The following is a 24,372-nucleotide window of genomic DNA, read 5'->3' on the forward strand; positions in this document are numbered from 1 at the left end:
CATTGGCCAGCACCCCGCCAACCCCGGTTGCAAAGCCGCGTGGCCGCATCCGCTGGGTCATCTGCGCGCTGCTGTTTGCAGCCGTGGTTCTGTCCTATGTCGACCGGCTGGTGCTGGGCGTGCTCAAGCCGCAGCTCGAAACGCTCTATGGCTGGACCAACTCGGGCTATGGCGACATCTCGGGCTATTTCCAGGTCTGCTACGGGATCGGATTTCTCGCCTTTGGCTGGCTGATCGACCGGATCGGCCCGCGCGCGGGCTATCTGCTGGCGATGGGGCTGTGGACGGTCGGCCATTTCGCGCAGGTGCTGGTGACGTCGACCACCGGATTCGTGATCGCACGCATCCCGCTGGCGCTGGGCGAGGCCGGTACCTTCCCTTCGGCCCTGGCCGCCGCCTCGCAATGGTTCCCGAAGAAGGAACGCGCGCTCGCCATCGGCATCTTCAACGCCGGTGCCAATGTCGGCGCGATCATCACCCCGCTGCTGGTGTCGTTCATCGTCGTCGGGCTGGCGTTCGACTGGCGCTGGGCGTTCATCGTCACCGGCCTGTTCAACCTGGTCTGGCTGTTCGTCTGGTGGCGGTTCTACCGCAACCCCGCGCAGCACCCCCAGGTGACCGCAGAAGAGCGCGCGTGGATCGAGGCGGAACCGTCGGACGACAGCGGGCGCACCGGCTTTCTCAATGTCCTCCGCCACCGCGAGGCCTGGGCCTATATGGCTGGGCGCTTCCTGATCGATCCGGTGTGGTGGACCTTCCTGTTCTGGCTGCCCGATTTCTTCAACAAGCAATACGGCTATGATCTCAAGAATTTCGGCCCGCCGCTGGTCGCGATCTATATCCTCGCCGATGTCGGCGCGATCGCGGGTGGCTGGTACAGTTCGCACCTGTTGAAGAAGGGCGTCGCCAATGGCCGGGCGCGCAAGCAGGCGATGTTCGCGTGCGCGCTGTTCGCGCTGCCCGTCATGTTCGCGATCGAGGCGGACAATATCTGGGTCGCAGTCTTCTGCATCGGCCTTGCCTGCGCCGCGCACCAGGGCTTTTCCACCAACCTGTTCGCGCTGCCGGGAGACCTGTTTCCCCGCTTTGCGCAGGGCACGCTGATCGGGCTGGGCGGCTTTGCCGGCGCCTGTGGCGGTTTCATCGCATCCAAGTCGCTGGGCGTTCTGCTCGACCGCGTGGGAAGCTATGAACCGTTCTTTATCGCGTGCGGGATGGCCTATCTGGTCGCTCTTGGGGTATTCCACCTGCTCAATCCGAAATACCAACCCGTGAAAGTTGCCAGCAGCCAATGACTCGACTTCTCCGCCTGCATCCCGACCGCCTGTTCCCCGCCGATCCCGCAACGCGCGCCATCGCCCGCGCGCTGTATGCCGGGGTCAAGGACCTGCCGATCGTCAGCCCGCACGGCCATACCGATCCCGAATGGTTCGCCACCAACGCTCCATTCAGCGATCCGGCGAGCCTGCTGATCGTTCCGGACCACTACGTCTTTCGCATGCTCTATTCGCAGGGCGTGCCGCTGGACGCGCTCGGCATTCCCACCGTCGACGGCTCTGCGACGGCGCAGGATCCGCGGGCGATCTGGCGGCTGTTCGCGCAGCACTATCACCTGTTCCGTGGCACGCCGTCGCGGATGTGGCTCGACTGGGTGTTTGCCGAGGTGTTCGGGATCGACGTGATCCTGGAGCCTGCCACCGCCGACCATTATTACGACATCATCGATGCCGCGCTGAAGACCGATGCCTTCCGCCCGCGCGCATTGTTCGAGCGCTTCGGGATCGAGGTGATCGCGACCACCGAAAGCCCGCTCGACCCGCTCGATCATCACCGTGCGATCCGCGAAAGCGGCTGGTCGGGCCGGGTCGTGACCGCCTATCGCCCCGATCCGGTGGTCGATCCCGAAGCCGAGGGCTTTGCCGACAACGTCCGGGCGTTCTGCACCTCGGCGGGCGAAGACGCAGGGACTTGGCTGGGCTATCTCGCCGCGCACCGCTTCCACCGTGCGCGCTTCCGCGAGGCGGGGGCCACCTCGACCGATCACGGCCACCCCTCGGCGGCCACCGCCAACCTTTCGGCCGATGAGGCTGCCGCGCTTTATGCGCGGGTGATGGCGGGGGCCGATGCCGCGTCGGCCGAACAGTTCCGCGCGCAGATGCTGACCGAAATGGCACGGATGAGCCTGGGCGATGGCATGGTGATGCAGCTGCATCCCGGCGTGCACCGCAGCCACAACGCGGCCGTGCTGGCGCGCTTCGGACGCGACAAGGGCGCCGACATCCCGCTTCCCGGCGAGTTCGTCCGCGCGCTGATGCCGCTGCTCGATGCCTATGGCAACGATCCGCGGCTTACGCTGATCCTGTTCACGCTCGACGAAGACGTCTATTCGCGCGAGCTCGCGCCGCTGGCCGGACATTACCCGGCGCTGAAACTGGGGCCGCCGTGGTGGTTCCACGACAGCCCCGAAGGCATGCGCCGCTTCCGCGAACGCACCACCGAGACCGCAGGCTTCTACAACACCGTGGGCTTCAACGACGATACCCGCGCGTTCCTGTCGATCCCTGCCCGCCACGATGTCGCACGGCGGATGGACTGCACCTGGCTGGCGCAGCTGGTCGCCGAACACCGCCTGCCCGAGGACGAGGCCCATGAGGTCGCGCGCGCACTGGCCTATGATCTGGCCAAGGCGGCCTACCGGCTGTGAGGCTGAACCGCACCACGCTCGCAACGGTGCCCGGCGATGTCGTCTGCCCCGGCTATGACCGTTCGGCGGTCAAGCGCGGTGTCGTCCATCTGGGTATCGGTGCCTTCCACCGCGCACACCAGGCTGCGGTATTCGACGCGGCCCTGGCCTCCGGCGATCTGCGCTGGGGGGTAACCGGTGTCTCGCTCCGATCCGCAGGCGTGCGCGATCAGATGGTACCACAGGACGGGCTCTACACCTTGCTGGTCCGCAGCGGAGAAGGATCGCAGGCCCAGGTGATCGGATCGGTGCTCGACGTGCTGGTCGCGCCCGAAGATCCGCAGCGCGTGGTGCAGGCAATCGCTGCACCCGAAACCCATCTGGTGACGCTCACCGTGACCGAAAAGGGTTACAAGCTCAACCGCGCCACCGGCGGCCTGCTGAACGACGACCCCGATATCGCGCACGACCTGGCCTCGCTGGATGCTCCGCGCACTGCGCCCGGCCTGATCGTGGCGGGTCTGCGGATGCGCCGCACGGCGGGCCTTGCGCCGCCCACCATCCTGTCGTGCGACAATCTGCCGCACAATGGCGCGCTGCTGCGCGACGCGGTGATCGCGATGGCGCGCGCGCACGATGCGGGCCTTGCCGACTGGATCGCAGCGCATGCGGCGTTCCCTGCGACGATGGTCGACCGGATCGTGCCGGCCACCACCGACGAGGATATCGCGGCGCTGGCGCAGGAAATCGGTGTCGAGGACCAGGCGATGGTCAAGACCGAGGCCTTCACCCAATGGGTGATCGAGGACCGGTTCTGCGGCCCCCGCCCCGATTTCGCGAGCCTGGGCGTCCAGCTGACCGATCGGGTTGCGCCCTGGGAAGACGCCAAGCTGCGGCTGCTCAACGGCGCGCATTCGGCGATCGCCTATCTGGGCGGGCTGGCGGGCGATGCGTTCGTGCACGAATTTGTCGCGCGCGAGGACGGCCGGGCACTGATCGAGACCTTGTGGGATGAGGCACAGCAAACGCTGGACCCGCCCGCGGGGCTCGACATTCCGGCCTATCGCGCCGCTCTGTTGCACCGCTTCGCCAATCCCGCGCTGCAGCACCGCACCCGGCAGATCGCAATGGACGGCTCGCAAAAGCTGCCCCAGCGCCTGATCCAGCCGCTTGCCGAGCGCGCCGCTGCGGGCCAGCAGAGCCCGGCCTTGGTGCTGGCCGTGGCCGCGTGGATGCGCTGGCAGGCCGGCCAGGCCGATGACGGCACCGGGTTTACGGTGGATGATCCGGCCGCAGACCGGCTGGCACAGGCCAGCAGTGTCGAAGGCTATCTCGTCGTGCTGGGGCTGACACTTCCGGCGGCGACCGTAGCGCAGCTGACCGATCAGCTTGCGCTGCTGGAACGGGAAGGCGCGCTTGCGGCCGCTGCGCGCCTGACCAGGGCCACGGCATGATCCGGCATCTGGCTCTTGGCACCACCCTTCTCACCGCGCTGAGCCTGTCTGCCCCTGCACTGGCGGGCGCTGCAGACACGCCGCTGCCGACCTGCCCGTGGAAGGCAGCCTGGGCATCGTCGCAGATGCTGCCCGATGCCGCCAATTCGCTGCCCGATGGCGCGCTCGACGATGCCACCTTGCGCCAGATCGTGCGCCCCAGCATCGCCGGCACACACCTCAGGGTGCGGCTGTCCAATGTCTTCGGAACCACACCCTTGCGGATCGGCAGTGCGACGCTGGCGCGCTCTGCCGACAACGCGAGCGCCGCAATCGACCCGGCCACGCTGCACGCATTGCGTTTTCACGGCGCTGCCGGTGCGGTCATTCCCCCAGGCGGCGAATGGCTGAGCGACCCCGTCGCCTGGCCGGGCGGCGCGTTTCAGGATCTGGCGGTCAGCGTGCATGTGCTCGCCGACCCCGATGGCCAGACATCGCATCCCGGATCGCGCGCGACATCCTATGTGGCGCGCGGCGATGCCACCCGGACGGCCGGGCTCGCCGAGGCCATGCGGGTGGACCACTGGTATCTGCTCTCGGGCATCGAAGTGGCAAGCTGCACCGCGCAGGACGGCGTGGTGGTGCTGGGCGATTCGATCACCGACGGGCGCGGATCGACGACCAATGGCAACGACCGCTGGACCGATTTTCTCGCCCGCCGCCTGAATGGCCGCGCCGCCGTGATCAACCAGGGCATCGGCGGCAACCGCGTGCTGCTCGACGGATTAGGGCCGAACGCGGTTGCCCGGTTGGAGCGCGACGTGCTGGCGCAGCCCGGAATCAGGCACCTGATCTTGCTTGAAGGGATCAACGACATAGGGACGCTGGCGCGCCAGAAGACCGCGACCCCGGCCGAACATGCCGCCTTAGTCGAGCAAGTGACCGCTGCCTATGCGCAGATCATCGCACGCGCGCATGCCCGCGGCATCAAGGTCCATGGCGCGACGATCCTGCCGTTCATGAGCAACGAATATTACAGCCCGGATGCCGCGAGCGAGGCCGACCGGCAGGCGATCAATGCCTGGATCCGCACTTCGGGCGCGTTCGACAGCGTGATCGATCTCGATACGGCGCTGCGTGATCCGGCGCGGCCAGGCTATCTGAACCCCGCCTATGATACGGGCGACGGCCTGCACCCCAATCCCGCCGGCTTCCGCGCGATGGCAGACGCGGTGCCGCTCTCGCTCTTCGACTGAGCCCTTTCGCTTCCATTCCCATTTCCGTCAGCAACCAGCGGCCGCGTGCCGCAGGTCGCGGCGTTGGCACCTGTGCTGCGCCCCAAAAAAAGGGACCGGTCGAAGGTTCGACCGGTCCGAGGAGAGGTTGGGTTGTAAAGGGATGCGATCAGAAGCGACCGCGGATGCCTACCAGAATGGTGCGACCCGGATTGTATTCGTTGAAGGTGGCATTGGGGAACTGGAAGAACGTGCTCTGTGCTTCCTTGGTAATGTTGATCGCGTTGATCACCAGCGTCGGCAGGTAATCGTTGCCGAACACCTGGGCCAGATCGATATTGCCCGAGAAATCCAGCTGGCTGTAGCTGCGACCAAAGATCGCCGCCTGCGGAATGCCGTTCTGGTTGGGGTTCGACCCCTGCGAACCTTCGTTGTAGACATAGGTCAGGCGCGCCGAGATGCCGTTCTTGTCGTAATAGCCGGTCGCGGTGTAGGTCGTCGGTGCAACGCCGATAGCCACGGCCGGAGCGCCGGTGCCTTCACCCTTCTGGTCGATCAGCGTCAGGTTGCCCTGGAAGCCGAAGCCGGTGACGCCGATATACTTCGTGATGAAGTCGAGCGGCTGGGTGATCTGGAATTCCAGACCGTTGACCTTGAGCTTGCCGTCGGCATTGACCTGCTGCTGCACCACCACGGCGACATCGCGCAGTGCCTGGCCCGGCTGGGCCCGGGCGGCCAGCGCTTCGCGCTGGGCCTGGGTCAGCGAGTCGACGTTGATGCCGAACTGTTCGAAGAACGAGAAGGGCACGTTGGTCAGGCCGTTGACGGTGAAGCCGGTGATCGACTTGCGGAACGCTGCAAAGGCGATCACGCCTTCCCCGCCGGTATACAGTTCAAAGCCCAGATCGATATTGTCCGAGATGAACGGATCGAGCGCGTTGTTGCCGACGGTGCCGATATCGGCCGAAGGCTGCACGAAGCTGGCACCGGGAAGCAGCGCATTGGGATCGGGCCGGGTCATGGTCCGCGAGACCGAAGCACGCACCACCGCCGTCTGGCCGATGTCGAACGCTGCGCTCAGCGAGGGCAGGAAGTTCGAGTAGCGCGTGTTCGAAGTCGGGAACACGATGGTGTTGGGGAAGCGACCGCCATCGGCCACCGGCGGTGCGCCGGCGGGGTTGTTGCGCGGATCGGGAATGCTCACCCGGCCACCGACGATCTGTTCGGTACGCACATACCGCACGCCGCCGTTCAGCCGCAGGGTGTTGTCGCCCATTTCGAAGATGCCGTTGCCTTCGACGAACGCACCGGTCACCTTCTCGCGGATCAGACCGCCATTGGCACCGCTGCTGCCCGATCCGGTTTCGGTCGCACCCGCGAGCAGCGCATCATAATTGGTGTCGCGCCGCACGCGATCCCAGTCGACATCGATATAGCCATTGTCGCCGGGGCGCAGATAGCTGGGCACCGCCGCCGTCGGGATCAGCGAACCGGCATAGCGGATCGGCTGGCCACCGGCCGTGAAGTTGGTGCCATAGCCGGGGAAGGTCGGGAAGCCTGCCGGGGTTGCGGTGCCCGGCTGGTTGAGACCGGTACACGGCGTCGTCGCGCTGTTGGGGGCGAGCAGGGTGATGTTGGGTCCGTTGCCGCAGATCGCGTTCTGCCACAGCGCGGTGTTGTCGAACGGGGTGATGCGACGCTTGGTGTCGTCATAGGCCGCGCCGACGCGGACGCTGAACCGGGTTTCATCACCGAACAGCAGGCTGCCGCGCACGCCCTTGGTTTCGGTCTCGCGCTCTTCACCATTGAGGTTGACGCGGCCGCCGCCATCCCAGCCGAAATTGGCAGGGTTGTTGAGATCGATGCTCGACGTGACTTCAGGGATGCCGCCGCCGTTCTTGTAGGTCACCGTCGCGCCGCTGTTGGGCGGGGTGATCACCAGGAAGGTCGGGCTTTCGCGGCGGAAGTTGCTCTTGGTATAGTTCGCCTGCAGGTCACCCTTGATCCAGTCGTTCAGCTTGAACTCGATACCGGGGTTGATGCCGTAATAGTCCTGGGTGTCCTTGTAGGGACGATATTCCAGGAAGAACTGCGCGTTGGCATAGGTACCGCCGGTGACGGTGCAGCCAGCGGCGCAATCGGTCTTGTCATAGGTGGTGTTGAGCGGGATGACGGCGCCGTTGCGTCCGACCCAGTTCATCGCCCGGCGCGTGAATTCGGTATCGCGCTGGGCGTACATGCCGTCGACGTAGAAATTGAAATTGTCGCTGGGGCGCCATTCGAGCGACACCAGGCCGTTGTAGCGCTGGCGATAGCCTTCTTCGGCGCGCGGACGGCTGAGACGGGGAATGATGCCGTTGTCGATCTGGTCGATCGTCGCGCCGGGGTTGTTGCGCAGCAGGAAGGCCTGATCGATCACCGCGCCGGGGGTCAGGCCGTTGCCGGCCCGCGAAGGCACAGTGGCCGGAATGGTGAAGTTGCCGCCGCCGGTGGCATTGCGCGTGCCGCTGGTGCGCTGGGCTGCGGTCAGATTGGGGTTGGTGAAGCCGATCGTTTCATAGCCATCGACATTGAACTGGTTGCGGACAGCCGCGCCGCCGACCAGGATACCGAAATCGCCAAAGGTCGCGCTGGCCACCAGATGGCCGCGATAGCCCCATTTGTCCGCGCCGCTGACCTTCGATCCCTGCAGACCATAGCTGATGTAGGGCTTGGGATTGTCGAACGGACGCGCCGCGCGCAGGTTGACGGTACCGGCCGCGCCGCCTTCGAGCACGCTGGCGCTCGGCGACTTGCTGACGGTGAGCTGGGTGAACAGTTCGGTCGGGATCAGATCGAGATCGACCTCGCGGTTGGTGCTCTGCGCATCGAAGCGTACCGACGCGATGGCGACCGGGGTGCCGTTGAGCAGCACGCGGGTGAAGTTGGTGCCGAGGCCGCGGATGGCAACCGACGAACCTTCGCCGGTGACTTCGCGGCCAATGGTGATGCCGGGGATGCGGTTCAGCGATTCAGCGATGTTGGTGTCTGGAAACTTGCCGATGTCTTCGGCGAAGATCGAATCGGTAAAGCCGACCGAATTGCGCTTGGCGAGCGTCTGGCTTTCCAGCGAGGCGCGGAAGCCGGTGACGACGATCTCGCCGGCAGCTTCGCTGCTGACCTCTTCGGACGATTCGGGTTCGGCGGTGTCTTCAGCGGCCGGAGCGGCAGGACCGCCCGTGGTCTGGGCCATGGCAAAGCTGGGCAGCATCAGCCCGGAAGCGGCGACCGCACCCAGAAGCCCGCGACGCAATACATCGATACGAGAAACCATAAATATCCTCCCCTGTTTGGCCTTGGCTTGGTGCCAACGGTCCGCGCTATGGTAGCGCTATCAAGTGCATGGGTAATACTCGGAGTTATTTGTGTCAAGAGGATGTCGCATCCTCATCGACACGACAGCCCCACAAAGCATAGAAAAGGACGTACAACTCGCACGCCACGGTCAGCAGGAACGAGGCCTGAAGCCCGTAGATATCGGCAATCCAGCCCTGCACGACCACCAGCGCACCGCCCGCGATGGCCATGATGAGCAGGCCCGAGCCTTCCTCCGTCAGCGGCCCCAATCCGCGGATTCCCAGCGTGAAAATGGTGGGGAACATGATCGAATGGAACAGCCCGACCAGGATCAACGTCCACATCGCCATCGGCCCTGTCGTGAATAACGTTACCAGCATCACCACCAGCGCCCCGATGCTGAACACCGCCAGCACCGACTCGGCGGCGAATCGCTGCATCAGGCCCGAGCCGGCGAACCTGCCCACCATCATCCCCGCCCACAGCAGCGTCAGATAGCGCCCTGCCTCTTCCTGCGTCAGATTGGCGATCTGCGGCTGGCTGACGAAATTGACGAACAGGTTGGCGACGCCGATTTCGGCGATCAGATAGATGAAGATCGCAGGAATCCCCCAGACCAGATTGCGGTGCTTCCACAGTGACAGCGTCTTGCGCTGCTCGGCCGAGGCACGGACGGCAGCTGTCCCCATCGCAGGCAGCGGAAACCGGGCGATCACCGCGGCGAGAACGACCAAGGCGAGCGCGACCAGGCCGTACGGCAGGATCACCGATTGGGCATCGGCCAGGCGTTCGGCCTCGCTGAGCACGGTGCCAGCCTGCGCCGTACCGCCCTTGGACCGGCCCAGGATCAGATAGGCGCCGAACAGGGGCGCGAACATCGTGCCGGCGGAGTTCATTGCCTGCACCAGGTTGAGACGCGCGGATGCGGACTTGGCCGGGCCGATCACCGCAACATAGGGATTGGCCGCCACCTGCAGCAGCGTGATGCCGCTGGCGATCACGAACAGCATGACCAGCGTGACGGCATAGGACGGAAGGCTGGCCGCCAGCATCATGCCCAATGCGCCGGCCGCCATGACCATCAGGCCCGCCACCAGCGACTTTTGATAGCCGATCCGCGCGATCAGCCGGGCCGACGGGATCGAGGCGATGAAATAGGCGATGAACCAGACCGATTCGATCAGCGTGGTCTGCGTGTAGCTCAGGTCGAACACGCTGCGCAGGTGCGGCAGCAGCGTGTTGTTGATGACGGTGATGAAGCCCCACATGAAAAACAGGCTGGCCAGCAGGACCAGCGCGGGCGTGTACGACGCGCGCGCGGCGCTGTTGCCCGCGGCCTGTTCGGCTGGATTGGTCGGCTGCATGATCGTGTCCTCCCTGTCACCTGGTCTTGTGCAGGTTTAATTGTCTGAGTATATACGCGGACAACAGGCGTCAATCCGAGGCGCGGTGACGGGAGTGGAAACGTGGGATTGACGATGCTGAGGCCGCTGGCCCTCCTGTCCGTGGCATTGCTGCCCTGCAATCCCGCCATCGCCGCAACCGCCGAGCGGGCGCCCGCCGGAACGCTGGCCGATGGCACGGTGATCGAGGCGGTGACGCTGACCGGTGCCAATCGCGTCTCTGCCCGAATCATCAGCTTTGGCGCAACGCTGCAATCGCTGACCGCCCCCGACCGCAAGGGCCAACTGGCAGACGTGCTGCTGGGGTTCGACGATGCGGCGGACTACGAACGTCTGCCGAGCTATTTCGGCGTGACCGTGGGCCGCTATGCCAACCGGATCGATGGCGGTCGCTTTGCGATCGATGGCAAGAGCTACCAGGTCTCGCAGAATGACAAGGGCAATGCCCTGCACGGCGGCGCAATCGGCTTCGACAAGCGGCAGTGGCGGATCGTGTCGGTGACCGAGGGCCAGCAGGCGTCGGTCACCCTGGCGCTGACCAGTGCCGATGGCGACCAGGGCTTTCCTGGCCGGGTCGAGGCGCAGGTGACCTATACGCTGGATGACACCGGCACGCTGACGATCCGGTTTGATGCGACCACCGACCAGCCGACCGTGATCAACATGACCAATCATGCCATCTTCAACCTGGCGGGCGAAGGCGCGCCGGGGGGTGCACTGGGGCATCGGCTGACCATTCCCGCCAAGGCCATCACTCCGGTCAGCCCCCAACTGATCCCGACCGGGGCCCTGCGCCCGGTTGCCGGAACGGTCTTCGATTTCCGCACGGCGCGGACGCTGGACGAAGGCATTCGCGACGGGCGCGACCCGCAGATCGTCTATGCACGCGGCTATGACCACAATTTCGCGCTCGACAAGGGGATTACCTCCTCGCCGGAGCTGGCGGCGCGGCTGGAAGATCCGGTCTCGGGCCGGGTGCTGGATGTGCTGACCACCGATCCGGGCGTGCAGCTCTATACCGGCAATTTCCTCGATGGCACGGTGATCGGCAAAGCTGGCCATCTGTACCGCATGGGCGATGGCATTGCGCTCGAGCCGCAGAAATTTCCCGATGCGCCCAACAAGCCGCAGTTCGCATCCGCGCGGGTCGATCCTGCAAAGCCCTATTCGCACGTGATGATCTACCGCCTGTCCGTCGCGCGCTGAATGCTGCGCCGAGGGGCACCGTCCTTTTTCTGGAGCCATGCCACCAATGTCCGACGTTAACCTGCCCAAATTGCGCAGCCGTGCATGGTTCGACAATCCCGACAATATCGACATGACGGCGCTCTATCTCGAGCGATATCTCAACTTCGGACTCAGCCTGGAGGAGCTGCAGTCGGGCAAGCCGATCATCGGCATCGCGCAGACCGGCAGCGATCTCAGCCCGTGCAACCGCCACCATCTGGTGCTGGCCGAGCGCGTGCGCGAAGGTGTGCGCGAGGCCGGCGGCATCGTGATCGAATTTCCCGTCCATCCGATCCAGGAGACCGGCAAGCGGCCGACCGCGGGGCTGGACCGCAACCTCGCCTATCTGGGGCTGGTCGAGGTGCTCTATGGCTATCCGCTCGATGGCGTGGTGCTGACCATCGGCTGCGACAAGACCACGCCGGCCGCGCTGATGGCGGCGGCGACGGTCAACATTCCCGCGATCGCGCTGTCGGTCGGGCCGATGCTCAACGGCTGGCACAAGGGCGAGCGCACCGGATCCGGCACCATCGTCTGGAAGGCGCGGCAGATGCTGGCGGCGGGCGAGATCGACAATGCCCAGTTCATCAAGCTGGTGGCCTCGTCGGCGCCATCGACCGGCTATTGCAACACCATGGGCACCGCCACGACGATGAACTCGCTGTGCGAAGTGCTGGGCATGTCGCTGCCCGGGTCGGCGGCGATCCCTGCCCCTTATCGCGACCGGCAGGAAGTCGCCTGGCGCACCGGCAAGCGCATCGTCGACATGGTGGCGCAGGATATCAAGCCGTCCGACATTCTGACCCGGGAAGCGTTCCACAATGCCATCCGCGTCAACAGCGCGATCGGCGGATCGACCAATGCGCCGATCCATCTGAGCGCGATCGCCCGGCATATCGGCGTCGACCTGCCGATCAAGGACTGGGAGACCGAAGGCTATCAGGTGCCCTTGCTGGTCAATCTGCAGCCTGCAGGCGAATATCTGGGCGAAGATTTCTATCGCGCCGGAGGCGTCCCTGCAGTGGTGGGCCAGCTGATCGCGCAGGGGCTGATCCATGAAGATGCCATGACGGTCAACGGTCGCACGATCGGCGAGAATTGCCGGGGCGTCGCCATCGAGGACGAGAAGGTCATCCGTCCCTTCGACCAGCCTTTGGTCCACGATGCCGGGTTCATCGTGCTGTCGGGCAACCTGTTCGACGCCGCGGTGATGAAGACCAGCGTGATCTCGCCCGAATTTCGCGATCGCTACCTCTCCAACCCCGATGATCCCGACGCCTTTGAAGGCCCTGCGGTGGTGTTCGACGGGCCGGAGGATTATCACGCCCGGATCGACGACCCCGCCACCGGGATCACACCCGAAACCCTGCTGTTCATGCGCGGCGCAGGACCCATCGGCTATCCGGGATCTGCCGAGGTCGTCAACATGCGGCCTCCGGCCTACCTGATCACCGAAGGCGTGCACGCGTTGCCGTGCATTGGCGACGGGCGGCAATCGGGCACGTCGGGATCGCCCTCGATCCTCAACGCCAGCCCGGAAGCTGCCGCCATGGGCGGTCTGGCGCTGATCCGCACCGGCGACCGGGTGCGGATCGACCTGCGCAAGGCAACCGCCGATGTGCTGATCAGTGACGAAGACCTGGCCGCGCGCCGCGCGGACCTGCTGGCGGCCGGCGGCTTCCCCTATCCTCCATCGCAGACCCCGTGGCAGGCCATCCAGCGATCGGTGGTCGGGCAGATGAGCACCGGCGCGATTCTGGAGGGAGCCGAGAAGTTCCAGCGGATTGCGCAGACCATGGGCCTGCCCCGCGACAACCACTGATCCGCGACGGTGGAACCGCTGGTCAGGCGCGCGGCGGCAAATCCATGTCGGCGAGTGCCAGATGCAGCAGATGCGCCATCGCCTCGTGCGCCCGATCCGCGTCGCCCATGGCGATGGCCTCGTAGACCAGGATATGGTCGGGCAACGGATCGCGCGGCAGCGCGCGCGTGCGCTGCTTGTACTTGGTCGTCCAGCTGACCGCAGCCCCCACCGAGCTTGCCAGCGCCGCCAGCGCCTCGTTGCCGGCTGCGGCAAGGATGGCGCGGTGGAACCTCTGGTCGGCGGCGCGCCCCTCGCTCACCGCCAGCCCCAGCCGTCCCATGTCGTCGAGCGCCGAGCGCATGTCATCGAGATGGTCCTGCGTCCGGCGGCGCGCGGCAAAGGCCGCAGCCGCAGGCTCGATCACGCTGCGCAGTTCGAACAGGTCGAGGATGAACACCGGGTCGGGCTCGCCTTCGAAGGTCCAGGCGAGCACATCAGGATCGAGCAGATTCCAGCGATGGCGGGCGGTGACCCGGGTGCCCGCCTTGGGTCGGCTTTCCACCAGCCCCTTGGCGGCGAGGATGCGGATCGCCTCGCGATAGGCGGTGCGCGAAATGCCCAGCGCCACGCTGGCCTCGATCTCGCCGCCGAAGACATCGCCGGGCTTGCGCAGACCGCCGACGATCTCGACACCGATATCATGGGCGATCGCCCCGTGGATGCGAGGCGATGCGCTGCGCGCGTCATCCATGATCCCCCTGCCTTTCGTTCAGTCGTGAAACGCATCCGTAGACGAACGCCGACCGGTAAGAAAGGCATCGGCAACCAGACGCAGCGGACTGACATCCACATCGCTGCGCCGGTCGCGGATCAGGGAAGCAAATTGGGCGTAAAGCGAAGGGTATTCGGCCTCGCCTGGCAACGGCTGCGCGATGCCATCGATGGCGAGCCTATTGCCGCCGTCCGCCAGCAGCAACACCCCCGCATCGGTGGTCACCGTGATGTTCCAGCTCTGCCGACCGGTCTGTCGCCAATCGAACGCCGCGCTGATCGGAGCGCCATCCGACGTGCGCAACGCCATGCTGGCCGCGATCGGTGCTTCGCGATTGGACGGGAATTCGAGATGCGCCGCTTCCAGCCTGACCGGGCCAGGCAGCAGCCGGGTGAGGATGGAGAGCGCGTTGATGCCGGGATCGAATACGCCCAGGCCCCCGGGCTGCCAGATCCAGTCCTGCCCGGGATGCCATTGGCGGACATCCTCTTTCCATTCGATGGCAATGCCGGTGATCGCCTTGTCCGTCAGCCAGGCCCGCGCGGGCTCGACGCCTGCGCCAAAGCGCGAATGCCAGCTGGCGAACAGGGTCACCCCTGCTTGCCTTGCGGCCTGCGCCAGATCCTCGACCTCGGATAGCGTCGCGCCGGGCGGCTTTTCCAGGAAGACATGCTTTCCTGCCGCGATCGCGGCGCGAGCAGCCGCGTGCCGAACCTGCGGCGGCTGGCACAAGGCCACCGCCTGCATTTCGGGTTCGGCCTTCAGCATCGCGGCCAGATCGCCATAGGAGGCAACCCCATCGGCGCAGGCGTTGCGGCTGGCAGTGGCGGCGAGGTCGAAATCGGCGCTCGCTGCGATTGCGGGAAGATGCTGATCGCGCGCGATCTTGCCCAGCCCGACAAGGCCGATGCGGATCACAGCGCGGCGACCGTCACCGGGGCGTCCGCCGCCCGAGCAAGGGTGTTGCTTGCCGGCAGCGTGAACGGGGCGGCTGCAATCTCGAACCGGTCGCCCGGCTGGGTCACGAAACCATCCGCAAACGAGAGCGTCGCCGTCCCGAAAAAGTGGACATGGACATCGCCGGGGCGGCGGAAGCCCGCATATTTGAAATGGTGGTGCTCCAGATTGGCGATGCTGTGCGACATGTTGGCCTCGCCCGATACGAAAGGCTTCTGCCACACGGCCTGACCCTGCCGCCAGATCGTGCTGGTGCCGCGGATATCGGCGGGCAGCTCGCCCAGCAGCAGCTCGGGGCCCAGCGCGGCCGCGCGCAGCTTGGAATGCGCCAGCCACAGATAGTTGCCGCGCTCGGTGACATGGTCGGAAAATTCGTTGCCCAGCGCATAGCCGATCCGCGTCGGCGTACCGTCCGGCGCGATCAGGTAAATCCCGGCGATTTCAGGCTCTTCCCCACCGTCGAGCGCGAAGGCCGGCATCTCCAGCGGTGCGCCGGGGGCGGCCAGGATCGATCCGTCGCCCTTGTAGAACCATTCGGGCTGCGCCCCCACTTCTCCGTCGGCAGGCTTGCCGCCTTCGACGCCCATCAGGAACATCTTCATCGAATCGGTGGGATCGGGGTTCGCCTGCGCCGCGCGGTGCATCGCATCGCGCCCCTCGGCCGATCCCAGATGCGTGAGGCCAGTGCCGCTGACCAGGACATGCGCGGCATCGGGATGATCGATCGGGCACAGCAGCTGGACGGTCGCCAGATCGATCGGGTCGCCGAGCCGGTCGGCGACATGGTCGGCGAGGCTGGACCCCGCCGCCAGCGCCGCTTGCGCCAGCGCCAGCGTGGTCTCTGCGCCCGTGACCCGATAGGCGATGCCATCGCGGAGTGCAGCGACCCCGCGTGCGCCGTCGCTGAACTGGATCAGGCTGGCGATCACCGCGGCGAGCCTTCGCGCACACCATCGACCCGCCGAGCGACGCTCCACGGGTTCTCGTCGGCAATCCCGGCTGGCAGCAGCGCTGCGGGCAGGTTCTGGAACGCCACGGGGCGCAGGAACCGGTGGATCGCGAGCGTGCCCACCGATGTCGTGCGGCCATCGCTGGTCGCGGGGAATGGTCCGCCATGCACCATCGCATGCGCCACCTCGACCCCGGTCGGCCAGCCGTTGGCGAGCACCCGCCCGACCCGGTCGGCCAGCACCGGCAGCAGCGCGCGTGCCGCTTCGACATCTCCGTCATCGAGCTGCAGCGTGGCGGTCAGCTGACCTTCCAGGCTGGCGATGACCTTGGCCACCTCGCCCAGATCCTGGCAGCGCACGATGACCGACGACGACCCGAACACCTCATGGCTCAGCGCGACATCGGCGAGGAACTGTTGCGCGCTGGTCTGGAACAAGGCGGCGACCGCCTGGTTGGCGCCGGTCTCGCTCTGGCCGCGCGCGATGGTCTCCACCGCCGCATGGCCTGCCAGCGCGGACACACCTTTGGCAAAATTGTCGTGGATCGACGGTGACAGCATGGTCTGCGGCGCGCTGCCCTGCATCACCTCGGCTGCCGCGGCCACGAAGGCGTCCAGATCGGCGCCCTCGACCGCAATCACCAGCCCGGGATTGGTGCAGAACTGCCCGGCGCCCATGGTCAGCGACTGGACGAAGCCTTCGGCCAGCGCGCGGCCGCGCGCCGCCAGCGCGCCCGGCATCAGGATGACCGGGTTGATGCTCGACATTTCGGCAAAGACCGGGATCGGTTCGTTGCGGGCTGCGGCAATGCGCATCAGCGCCAGCCCGCCGCCGCGCGACCCGGTAAAGCCGACCGCCTTGATGCGCGGATCGGCGACCAGGGCCTCGCCCAATGCATTGGTCTCGCCCGGCAGGTACGAGAACGTCCCTTCCGGCATGCCGCAGGCCGCTACCGCACGCTGGATCGCGCGCGCGACCAGTTCGCCGGTGCCGGGATGCGCCGGGTGGCCCTTGACCACCACCGGGCAGCCCGCGGCCAGCGCCGAGGCGGTATCACCGCCAGCGACCGAGAAGGCGAGCGGGAAGTTCGAGGCTCCGAACACCGCGACCGGGCCGACCGCGATGTTCATGCGGCGCAGGTCTGGCCGGGGCAGCGGCGCGCGATCGGGCATCGCCGGATCGATCGTCGCATCCAGCCAGTCGCCCTGGCGCACGACCTTGGCGAACAGCCTGAGCTGACCAGTGGTGCGTCCGCGCTCCCCTTCCAGCCGAGCGCGCGGCAGCCCGCTTTCCTGCATCGCACGGACGATCAGATCATCGCCGATCGCCTCGATCTCGCTCGCGACCGTTTCCAGGAACAGCGCGCGGCTTTCCGGATCGGTTGCGCCAAAGGCGGGTGCGGCCCCTGCGGCCAGCGCACAGGCCTGGGCCACATCCTCGGCGGTGGCGGACGAAAAATCGGGCGTCAGCGCCTGCCCGCTGGCCGGATCATGGCTCTGGAAACGGGCTGCCGCCTGGCGTGCCTCGCTGCCGACAAGCATCGCACCATCAATCATCACCATATCTCCGAAAAATTGAATTACTCAGACATAATAGGGTTTCCCGCGCCCGTTCTCAAGCGCGGGCCCTATCCCGATGTGAACCTCTGTCGCTTCAGATGAAGCGGTTGATCAGATTCTCGATCCGCTCCTGGCGGCCCGAGCGCGGCTTGGGATCAAGGTTGCTGCTGACCGCAAGGTCGGCAATTCCGGCGAGATCGAGCCCGGCCAGCTTCTGGCCGAATTCGCCGTCCCATCCGGCATAGCGTTCGGCCTTGATCGCATCGATCCGGCCATCCTCGATCAGCGCTGCGGCATTGAGCAGCCCCCGCGCCACGGTGTCGATGCCGCCGATATGGCCATAGAACAGGTCGACTGCGTCCATCGACTGGCGACGCACCTTGGCATCGAAGTTGAAGCCGCCGGTGGTGAAGCCGCCCGCGCGCAGGATCTCGACCATCGCCAGGGTCAGTTCCTCGACCGAATTGGGGAACTGGTCGGTATCCCAGCCATTCTGGTGATCGCCGCGGTTGGCGTCGATCGACCCGAAAATGCCGAGCGCACTCGCCATCGCGATCTCGTGCTCGAACGTGTGCCCGGCGAGCGTCGCGTGGTTGGCCTCGATGTTGACCTTGACCTCGTTCTCCAGCCCATAGCGCTTCAGAAAGCCGTAAACGGTGGCGCTATCGAAATCATATTGGTGCTTGGTCGGCTCGTGCGGCTTGGGTTCGATCAGGATGGTGCCGTCGAAACCGATCTTGTGCTTGTGCTCGACCACCAGGTTGAGGAAGCGTCCCAGATTGTCGAGTTCGCGCCCTAGATTGGTGTTGAGCAGGGTCTCATAGCCTTCGCGTCCGCCCCACAGCACATAGTTCGCGCCGCCCAGCCGGTGCGTCGCTTCGAGCGCATCGCGCACCTGCATCGCGCCGAAGGCGAACACCTCCGGATCGGGATTGGTCGCGCCGCCCGCGGCAAAGCGCGGGTTGCCGAACAGGTTCGCGGTGCCCCACAGCAGCTTGCGGCCAGAGCTCGCCTGCAGGCGCTCGAGATCGTCCACCGCCTCGGCGAAGTGGCTGCGATGTTCGGCAACAGTGTGCGCGTCGGCCATCACGTCGACATCGTGGAAGCAGTAATAGGGGATATCGAGCCGGGTGAAGAAGTCGAACGCTGCCGCGCGCTTGGCCGCCGATGCGGCGCTGTCATTGGCACCGCGATGCCAGGGCCGGTCGAACGTGCCCGCGCCGAATACGTCCGATCCCGGCCAGCAGAAGGTGTGCCAGAAGCAGGCGGAAAAGCGCAGATGGTCTTCCATCCGCTTGCCCAGCACCACCCGGTCCTTGTCGTAGTAGCGATAGGCGAGCTCGTTGTCGGTCTCGGTGCCTTCGAAGCGGATGGTGGGGATATCGGCAAAATAGTCGGTCATCGGGCAGGTCCAGTCAGTTGAACGGAAAGCTAAAGGGTACGGGGCGTGATGCGCGGATAGGCATCGCGAAAGGCGGCGTGCTTGGGGGCCAGCCGGTCGGCGATATCCGCATCGGGGTGCAGGGTGTGCGCCACCGGCGGCGCGGCGCAGATGTCTGCGGGCGATCCGCCATCGACGGCGAGCTGCGCCAGCCGCGCTGCGCCCAGCGCCGGCCCGACTTCGCCACCCTTGAGATAGACCAGCTCGACGCCGAGCACGGCGGACAGGGTTTCCCCCCAGTAGCGCGAGCGCGCGCCGCCACCGATCACCGACAGGCGTTCCACCTCGGTTCCCGCATCGCGCAGCGCGTCGAGCCCATCGGCGAGCGCGAACGCCACGCCTTCGAGCACCGCCTGCGCCAGCCGCTCGGGGCTGGTGTCATGGTCGAGCCCCAGAAAGCCGCCGCGCACCTCGGCATCGTTGTGCGGTGTGCGCTCACCCGACAGATAGGGCAGGAAAATCTCGGGCCCGCTGGCAGGCCCAGTGCTTTCGGCGCGCGCGAACAGGTCGGCAGCGCCCGCAGCGCCGGTGAGCCGCGCAACCCAGTCGATGCACGAGGCAGCCGAAAGGTGCACCGACATCTGATGCCACAGGCCGGGCAGGCAGTGGCAGAAGGCATGCACCGCGCGCGCCGGATTGGGGCGGAAGGCGTCGGTGGCGACGAAGATCACGCCCGAAGTGCCGAGCGACAGCAGCGCATCGCCATTGCGCACCACGCCGACGCCCGCCGCGCCCGCTGCATTGTCGCTGCCACCACCCGCGACCGGAACCGCACCCATGCCCCAGAGCTCGGCGACCTCGGCGCGCAGCGTGCCGGAGACGTCTGTTCCTTCGACCAGCCGGGGCATGTGCGACATGTCCAGTCCGGTCGCCGCGAGCAGTGCGGGGCTCCACTGGCGTTGCGCGACATCGAGCCACAAGGTCCCTGCCGCGTCCGACATGTCGGAGGCCTTTTCGCCGGTCATCTGCAGCCGGATGTAATCCTTGGGCAGCAGCACGGTGCGGGTGTCCGCAAAGACAGCGGGTTCATGGGTCGCGACCCAGCGCAGCTTGGGCGCGGTGAATCCGGGCATCGCGATATTGCCCGAGATGGCGCGCAGATCGGGCTCGCGCGCCTCCAGTTCGTCGCACTCGGCAAACGAGCGGCCATCGTTCCACAGGATCGCGGGGCGCAGCGGCTGGTCGTCAGCCCCCAGCAGGGTCGCGCCGTGCATCTGCCCGGCCAGCCCCACGCCGCGTACCGACCGGCGCACCGCCGGATCGATCGCGCGAACTGCGGCGGTCGTCGCCTGCCACCAGGCGTCCGGGTCCTGTTCCGACCACAGGGATTGCGGCCGCTGGACGCTCAGCGCGGCGGTGCCCTGCGCCACCACCGCGCCATGCTCGTCGAGCACCACCGCCTTGACCCCCGAGGTGCCGATATCGATGCCCAGGAACATCGTGGTTACTTCACCATCGGCTTGATGGTCCTGATCGAGCCATCAGGATTGTAGAACAGCTCGGTCACCTTGACGTTGCGCAACCGGGTGGTGCCGGACAGCTGGGTATCGGCATAGAACAGCCACCAGCGGCCATCCCATTCGACGATCGAATGGTGCGACGTCCAGCCTTCGACCGGCTCCAGGATGCGGCCCTGATAGGTGAACGGGCCATAAGGCGAGTCGCCGGTCGCATAGACGAGGTAATGCGTGTCACCGGTCGAGTAGCTGAAATAGTATTTGCCGTTGTACTTGTGCATCCACGATGCTTCGAAGAAGCGGCGGTCGGTGTCGCCGCCCAGGATCGGCTTGCCCGACTTGTCGAGGATCACCAGATCGCGCGGCTTTTCCGAAAACTCCATCATGTCGTCAGCCATCGCCGCCACCTTGGGCGCGAGCGCGGGCTTGTCGGGCGCTTCGAGATCGGTCTTCGAACCGTTGGGATCATAGGTGCCGGTGGTGTTGCGCTGCAGCTGCCCGCCCCAGATGCCGCCGAAATACATATACGACTTGCCGTCGTCATCGGTGAACACGGCCGGATCGATCGAGAAGCTGCCCTTGATCGGCTGCGGCGCGGCCTTGAACGGACCGACAGGCGACTTGGAGGTTGCGACGCCGATGCGGAATGCGCCCTGCTTGTCCTTGGCGGGGAAGTAGAGGAAATAGGTGCCGTTCTTGCGCGCGGAATCGGGCGCCCACATCTGCTTGTCTGCCCAGGGCACATCCTTGACGTCGAGCGCGACCGGATGCGTCGTCACCTTGCCACCGATTCTGTCCATGCTGAGCACGCGATAGTCGCGCATCTCGAAATGCGCGCCGAGATCGTCCTCGGGCGTCGGACCATCGATGTCGTGGCTGGGATAGACATAGATCTTGCCGTCCCAGACATGGGCCGAGGGATCGGCGGTGTAGATTTCGGTAACCAGAGGCTGCGAGAGATAGCGCGAAGGATCGGCCTTGGCCCGGTCGGTGCTGGCTGCGGCATCGCCGCCTGCCTCGGGCGCATCGCCATCTGCGGCGGGTTGCGGGCTGCACGCGGTTGTCGCAGCCATGGCCGCCAGCGCGGCCCCCAGTGCCATCGCACTCAATCGATTCATCGCAACTGCTCCTCTACCCAATGTCTGCCCGGATCAGACGGCGCCGTCCGGAGTATACGTTAGCGCTACCATTTCTGGCGCAAGATGCAAGTCCATGTCCGCGCCGTCATGGTTTTCCAACGGTGATGACCGCGCTCGCCGGGGCCAGCCCATCCGCCTGTGCCCGCACGATGACCTTGCCGGATTGGCCCGCAAGACCGCGCACGATGACCAGCGCCAGCCCGTTGAACGCATTGCGCTGGTGCGACGGGAACGCGGTCATGTCGGTGGGGTCGCCATTGTCGGTGGCGACGATTTCGCCCGGCCCTTCGATGGTGAAGCGGACGGGGTTCTTGGCAGGTCGCACCATATCGCCCTTGGCATCGACGACACTCAACGTGACGAACGACAGGTCCCGGCCGTCGCCTGCGATCGCTGCCCGATCAGGCTTCAGTGACAGCGCCGCGGCAGCGCCGGTGGTGGCAACGCTGGCTTGCGCCCAGGGCTTGCCCTGCTTCCAGGTCTCGACCCGAACTTCGCCCGGCAGATAGGTCACGTAATCCCAGCGGAAGCGATATTCATAGTCGCGCTTCTTGATCTTGCCCTGCGACACGCCGTTGACGAACAATTCGGCCTCGTCGGCGGAGCTGAACACGTGTACCGGGGTCACCTGCCCCTCGCGCCCCGGCCAGGTCCAGTGCGGCAGGATGTGCGCAAACCTGAGGTCAGGCCGCCAGCGCGCCTGATACAGCCAGAAGCGATCCTTGGGGAAACCGGCGAGATCGATGATCCCCGAATACGAGCTGCGCGAGGTGTAATAGGGCGTTGGCTCGCCCAGATAATCGAACCCGGTCCACACGAATTCGCCGGCGACATAAGGATGCTGGTCGTCGCTGGCGAACACCCGGTCGGGCGACGAGCCGAAATCCGCCGCGTGCATCTCATAGGCACTGACCTGATGCGTCACCGGATCACCGCCCGAATAGGGGCGCACCGGACCGCTGATCGCACCCGCCACCGGGAAGAGATACTCGCCGCGGCTCGACAGCGCCGAGGCGCTTTCGCTGCTGAGAATCACCTTGTCCGGGAACGCCGCGTGAAAGGCGGGATATTGCCCGATGATGCCGCGGATCCCGGCCCCCTGATAGTTGAGGCTGATCACCTCGGCCTCGCGCGGCATCGGCATGTCGGCCTTGGCAAAGTTCATCGCCAAGGTGGTCAGGCGGCTGGGGTCCTCATCCTTGGCGATGGTGACCAGTTCGCGTGTCAGGCTTGCGCCCGCCTCGCCGCTGTACTGCTCGCCGACCTCGTTGCCGACGCTCCACAGGATGACGGAAGGATGGTTGCGATCACGCCGGATCATCGATCGCAAGTCGGCCTCGCGCCACTCGGGGAAGATCAGGTGAAAATCGAGCGGGGTCTTCTTCAGCTCCCAGCTGTCGAACACCTCATCCATCACCAGAAAGCCCATCTCGTCGGTGAGGTCCAGCAGGCCCGGCGCGGGCGGATTGTGGCTCATGCGGACCGCGTTGACCCCCATGTCGCGCAGGATCTCGAGCTGGCGCTGCGCTGCGCGGCGATTGAACGCCGCACCCAGCGCGCCCAGGTCATGGTGGTTGTTGACGCCCTGGATGCGCAGCTTCTCGCCATTGACGACCAGGCCTTGCGCCGCATCGAACCGCACGTCGCGGATGCCGAAGCGGGTCTCGTAGACATCGCTGATGCGGCCGCCGTGCCGGATCGTCGACACCGCGAGATAGAGGTTGGGCGATTGCGTGGGCGGCGGCCCCCACAGCCGCGGCTGGCTGACCACCGCCTCACCCTGCAGGCTCACGCTGCCACCGGCCGGCGCATCGCCCGGCACATGGTCGATGCGCGCAACCGCGCGGCCCTTGCGCCTGCCCGCAGCATCGAGCGCAAAAATCTCGGTCACCGCGCTCACCGAAGTCGCCTGCGATCCCGTATTGTCGATCGCCAGCGCGACCTTGACCGTGGCGGACGCTTTCGAGACGTCCTGCGTCGTCACCGCGCTGCCCCATTGCGCCACGCGCACCGGCTGCGCCCTGGTCAGCCAGATGTCGCGGTACAGGCCGCCGCCGGGATACCAGCGCGCCGAGGCGGGCGGATTGTCGAGCCGGATCGCCAGCACGTTGCGGCCACCGGGGATGATGTGTTGGGTGAGGTCCACCCGCCAGCTGTTATAGCCATAGGGCCAGCCGCCGATGATCTGCCCGTTGAGCCAGACGGTGGCATAGGACATCGCCCCATCGACATCGAGAAAGATCGATTTGCCCTTGTCGCTGGCCGGGATGTCGAGCGCGCGCCTATACCAGCCCACGCCCCAGCTTTTCAGCCGACCCATTCCGCCATAGGGACCTTCGGCGAGGAAAGGCCCTGCGATCGCCCAGTCGTGCGGCAGGTCGACCCGCGTCCAGCCGCTGTCGTCGAAACCGGGCTGGACATAGGCGACATCGCCGCCGGGATTGCCTTTGGGCGCGACATGTCTTTTGGCGGGGTCCTTGATGAACGGGTTGGCGGTGGGCAGGATCCAGGGCTTGAGCACGCCCGATCCGTCGCGGCGAACCTTTGCCGCCTCTTCGGGCCGGGCGTCGGCGTCCTTGCCGTCGCCAGCATCGTCATAGGCCGGGCGAACGTCATAGCGCAGGTCCGCGGTCTCGCCGGCAGGGTCGCCAAGGGTGAACCGCCAGCCGCTGTTGATCGATTCGCGCTGACGCGGCGCCGATTGCGCGAGGGCGGGGCCGGCCAGCACCAGCAGCAAGATCATCAGCGCCGCGAGCCCCGGCCATGCGGCGCGGCTTTCCGCTGTCTTGCCGTAAGTGATTGCCAACACTGCCAAACTCCCCTGCCTGTCCTGAATCCGGTCCGTCCGCCGCAGCGGCCGCGTCCTGTTCGTCTTGCCCATATCCTAGCGGGCCCGCGCCTGCGATCAACTATTTGTCTGAGTTTTTATTTTGTGTATGTCAGAGGGCAAGGCGTCCTGCAGCGACGCATCGAAGG

Annotated in this window: 16 protein-coding genes; 6 read left to right on the forward strand and 10 right to left on the reverse strand. The window is 66.1% G+C overall.

The features are described 5' to 3' along the window. Positions 1–2: 2 nt before the first annotated feature. Genes LI72_RS17760 through LI72_RS17775 form a run of 4 tightly spaced genes read left to right on the forward strand, consistent with a single transcriptional unit; the run spans position 3 to position 5,372 of the window. Positions 3–1,295 (forward strand): MFS transporter, encoded by a 1,293-nt coding sequence (locus tag LI72_RS17760; RefSeq protein ID WP_033927300.1) that lies wholly within the window; start codon positions 3–5, stop codon positions 1,293–1,295. After that, positions 1,292–2,704, forward strand: a complete 1,413-nt coding sequence (gene uxaC / locus LI72_RS17765) for a glucuronate isomerase (RefSeq protein WP_033927301.1) — start codon at positions 1,292–1,294, stop codon at positions 2,702–2,704. The genes LI72_RS17760 and uxaC overlap by 4 nt, the downstream gene beginning before the upstream one ends. Continuing rightward, positions 2,701–4,137: a mannitol dehydrogenase family protein gene (locus LI72_RS17770; protein ID WP_033927302.1), complete on the forward strand. Its 1,437-nt coding sequence runs from the start codon at positions 2,701–2,703 to the stop codon at positions 4,135–4,137. Before uxaC ends, LI72_RS17770 begins: the two co-directional genes overlap by 4 nt. Next, positions 4,134–5,372: an SGNH/GDSL hydrolase family protein gene (locus tag LI72_RS17775; RefSeq protein WP_033927303.1), complete on the forward strand. Its 1,239-nt coding sequence runs from the start codon at positions 4,134–4,136 to the stop codon at positions 5,370–5,372. The genes LI72_RS17770 and LI72_RS17775 overlap by 4 nt, the downstream gene beginning before the upstream one ends. 148 nt (positions 5,373–5,520) lie before the next feature. Here the strand turns inward: LI72_RS17775 and LI72_RS17780 are convergent, their stop codons facing one another. Both LI72_RS17780 and LI72_RS17785 read right to left on the reverse strand, forming a co-directional pair. Further along, a complete protein-coding gene (locus LI72_RS17780; protein ID WP_033927304.1) occupies positions 5,521–8,664 on the reverse strand; it encodes a TonB-dependent receptor in 3,144 nt (1,047 codons plus the stop codon). Positions 8,665–8,758: 94 nt separating this feature from the next. Further along, entirely contained in the window at positions 8,759–10,051 is a 1,293-nt protein-coding gene (locus tag LI72_RS17785; RefSeq protein WP_033927305.1) for a sugar MFS transporter, read from the reverse strand. Positions 10,052–10,165: 114 nt separating this feature from the next. On the opposite strand from LI72_RS17785, the gene LI72_RS17790 reads away from it, so the two are divergent. Both LI72_RS17790 and LI72_RS17795 read left to right on the forward strand, forming a co-directional pair. Further along, on the forward strand, positions 10,166–11,296 hold the full coding sequence (locus LI72_RS17790; protein ID WP_052130219.1) for an aldose epimerase family protein: 1,131 nt from the start codon (positions 10,166–10,168) through the stop codon (positions 11,294–11,296). Between the two features lie 46 nt (positions 11,297–11,342). Beyond that, positions 11,343–13,139, forward strand: a complete 1,797-nt coding sequence (locus LI72_RS17795) for an IlvD/Edd family dehydratase (RefSeq protein ID WP_033927306.1) — start codon at positions 11,343–11,345, stop codon at positions 13,137–13,139. A gap of 22 nt (positions 13,140–13,161) precedes the next feature. Here LI72_RS17795 and LI72_RS17800 read toward each other — a convergent pair whose 3' ends face one another. The 8 genes from LI72_RS17800 to galB form a co-directional block, all read right to left on the reverse strand. Then, positions 13,162–13,872 carry a FadR/GntR family transcriptional regulator gene (locus LI72_RS17800; protein ID WP_033927307.1) on the reverse strand — a complete coding sequence of 237 codons (711 nt, stop codon included), beginning with the start codon at positions 13,870–13,872 and terminating at the stop codon, positions 13,162–13,164. 18 nt (positions 13,873–13,890) lie between these two features. Beyond that, the gene (locus LI72_RS17805) at positions 13,891–14,811 is read right to left on the reverse strand and encodes a Gfo/Idh/MocA family protein (protein WP_033927308.1); all 921 of its coding nucleotides are present in this window, start codon (positions 14,809–14,811) and stop codon (positions 13,891–13,893) included. Then, positions 14,808–15,779 (reverse strand): AraD1 family protein, encoded by a 972-nt coding sequence (araD1, locus tag LI72_RS17810; protein WP_033927309.1) that lies wholly within the window; start codon positions 15,777–15,779, stop codon positions 14,808–14,810. Before araD1 ends, LI72_RS17805 begins: the two co-directional genes overlap by 4 nt. After that, a complete protein-coding gene (locus LI72_RS17815; RefSeq protein WP_033927345.1) occupies positions 15,776–17,356 on the reverse strand; it encodes an aldehyde dehydrogenase (NADP(+)) in 1,581 nt (526 codons plus the stop codon). Before LI72_RS17815 ends, araD1 begins: the two co-directional genes overlap by 4 nt. Before the next feature lie 97 nt (positions 17,357–17,453). Continuing rightward, positions 17,454–18,761, reverse strand: a complete 1,308-nt coding sequence (gene xylA, locus LI72_RS17820) for a xylose isomerase (protein WP_033927310.1) — start codon at positions 18,759–18,761, stop codon at positions 17,454–17,456. A 29-nt stretch (positions 18,762–18,790) separates the two neighbouring features. Further along, entirely contained in the window at positions 18,791–20,239 is a 1,449-nt protein-coding gene (gene xylB / locus LI72_RS17825) for a xylulokinase (protein ID WP_033927311.1), read from the reverse strand. 5 nt (positions 20,240–20,244) lie between these two features. After that, the gene (locus LI72_RS17830; protein WP_033927312.1) at positions 20,245–21,375 is read right to left on the reverse strand and encodes a glycoside hydrolase family 43 protein; all 1,131 of its coding nucleotides are present in this window, start codon (positions 21,373–21,375) and stop codon (positions 20,245–20,247) included. A 106-nt stretch (positions 21,376–21,481) separates the two neighbouring features. Continuing rightward, a complete protein-coding gene (gene galB, locus LI72_RS17835; protein ID WP_231562524.1) occupies positions 21,482–24,205 on the reverse strand; it encodes a beta-galactosidase GalB in 2,724 nt (907 codons plus the stop codon). Positions 24,206–24,372: the final 167 nt, after the last annotated feature.

Source organism: Sphingomonas sp. 35-24ZXX, assembly GCF_000786215.1.
Lineage (GTDB): Bacteria > Pseudomonadota > Alphaproteobacteria > Sphingomonadales > Sphingomonadaceae > Blastomonas.

Coding starts and splice junctions, on each gene's coding strand:
- uxaC (WP_033927301.1), top strand. CDS start 1,292: ATGACTCGACTTCTCCGCCTGCATCCCGACCGCCTGTTCCCCGCCGAT.
- LI72_RS17775 (WP_033927303.1), top strand. CDS start 4,134: ATGATCCGGCATCTGGCTCTTGGCACCACCCTTCTCACCGCGCTGAGC.
- LI72_RS17780 (WP_033927304.1), bottom strand. CDS start 8,664: ATGGTTTCTCGTATCGATGTATTGCGTCGCGGGCTTCTGGGTGCGGTC.
- LI72_RS17785 (WP_033927305.1), bottom strand. CDS start 10,051: ATGCAGCCGACCAATCCAGCCGAACAGGCCGCGGGCAACAGCGCCGCG.
- LI72_RS17790 (WP_052130219.1), top strand. CDS start 10,166: ATGCTGAGGCCGCTGGCCCTCCTGTCCGTGGCATTGCTGCCCTGCAAT.
- LI72_RS17795 (WP_033927306.1), top strand. CDS start 11,343: ATGTCCGACGTTAACCTGCCCAAATTGCGCAGCCGTGCATGGTTCGAC.
- LI72_RS17800 (WP_033927307.1), bottom strand. CDS start 13,872: ATGGATGACGCGCGCAGCGCATCGCCTCGCATCCACGGGGCGATCGCC.
- LI72_RS17815 (WP_033927345.1), bottom strand. CDS start 17,356: ATGATTGATGGTGCGATGCTTGTCGGCAGCGAGGCACGCCAGGCGGCA.
- xylA (WP_033927310.1), bottom strand. CDS start 18,761: ATGACCGACTATTTTGCCGATATCCCCACCATCCGCTTCGAAGGCACC.
- xylB (WP_033927311.1), bottom strand. CDS start 20,239: ATGTTCCTGGGCATCGATATCGGCACCTCGGGGGTCAAGGCGGTGGTG.
- LI72_RS17830 (WP_033927312.1), bottom strand. CDS start 21,375: ATGAATCGATTGAGTGCGATGGCACTGGGGGCCGCGCTGGCGGCCATG.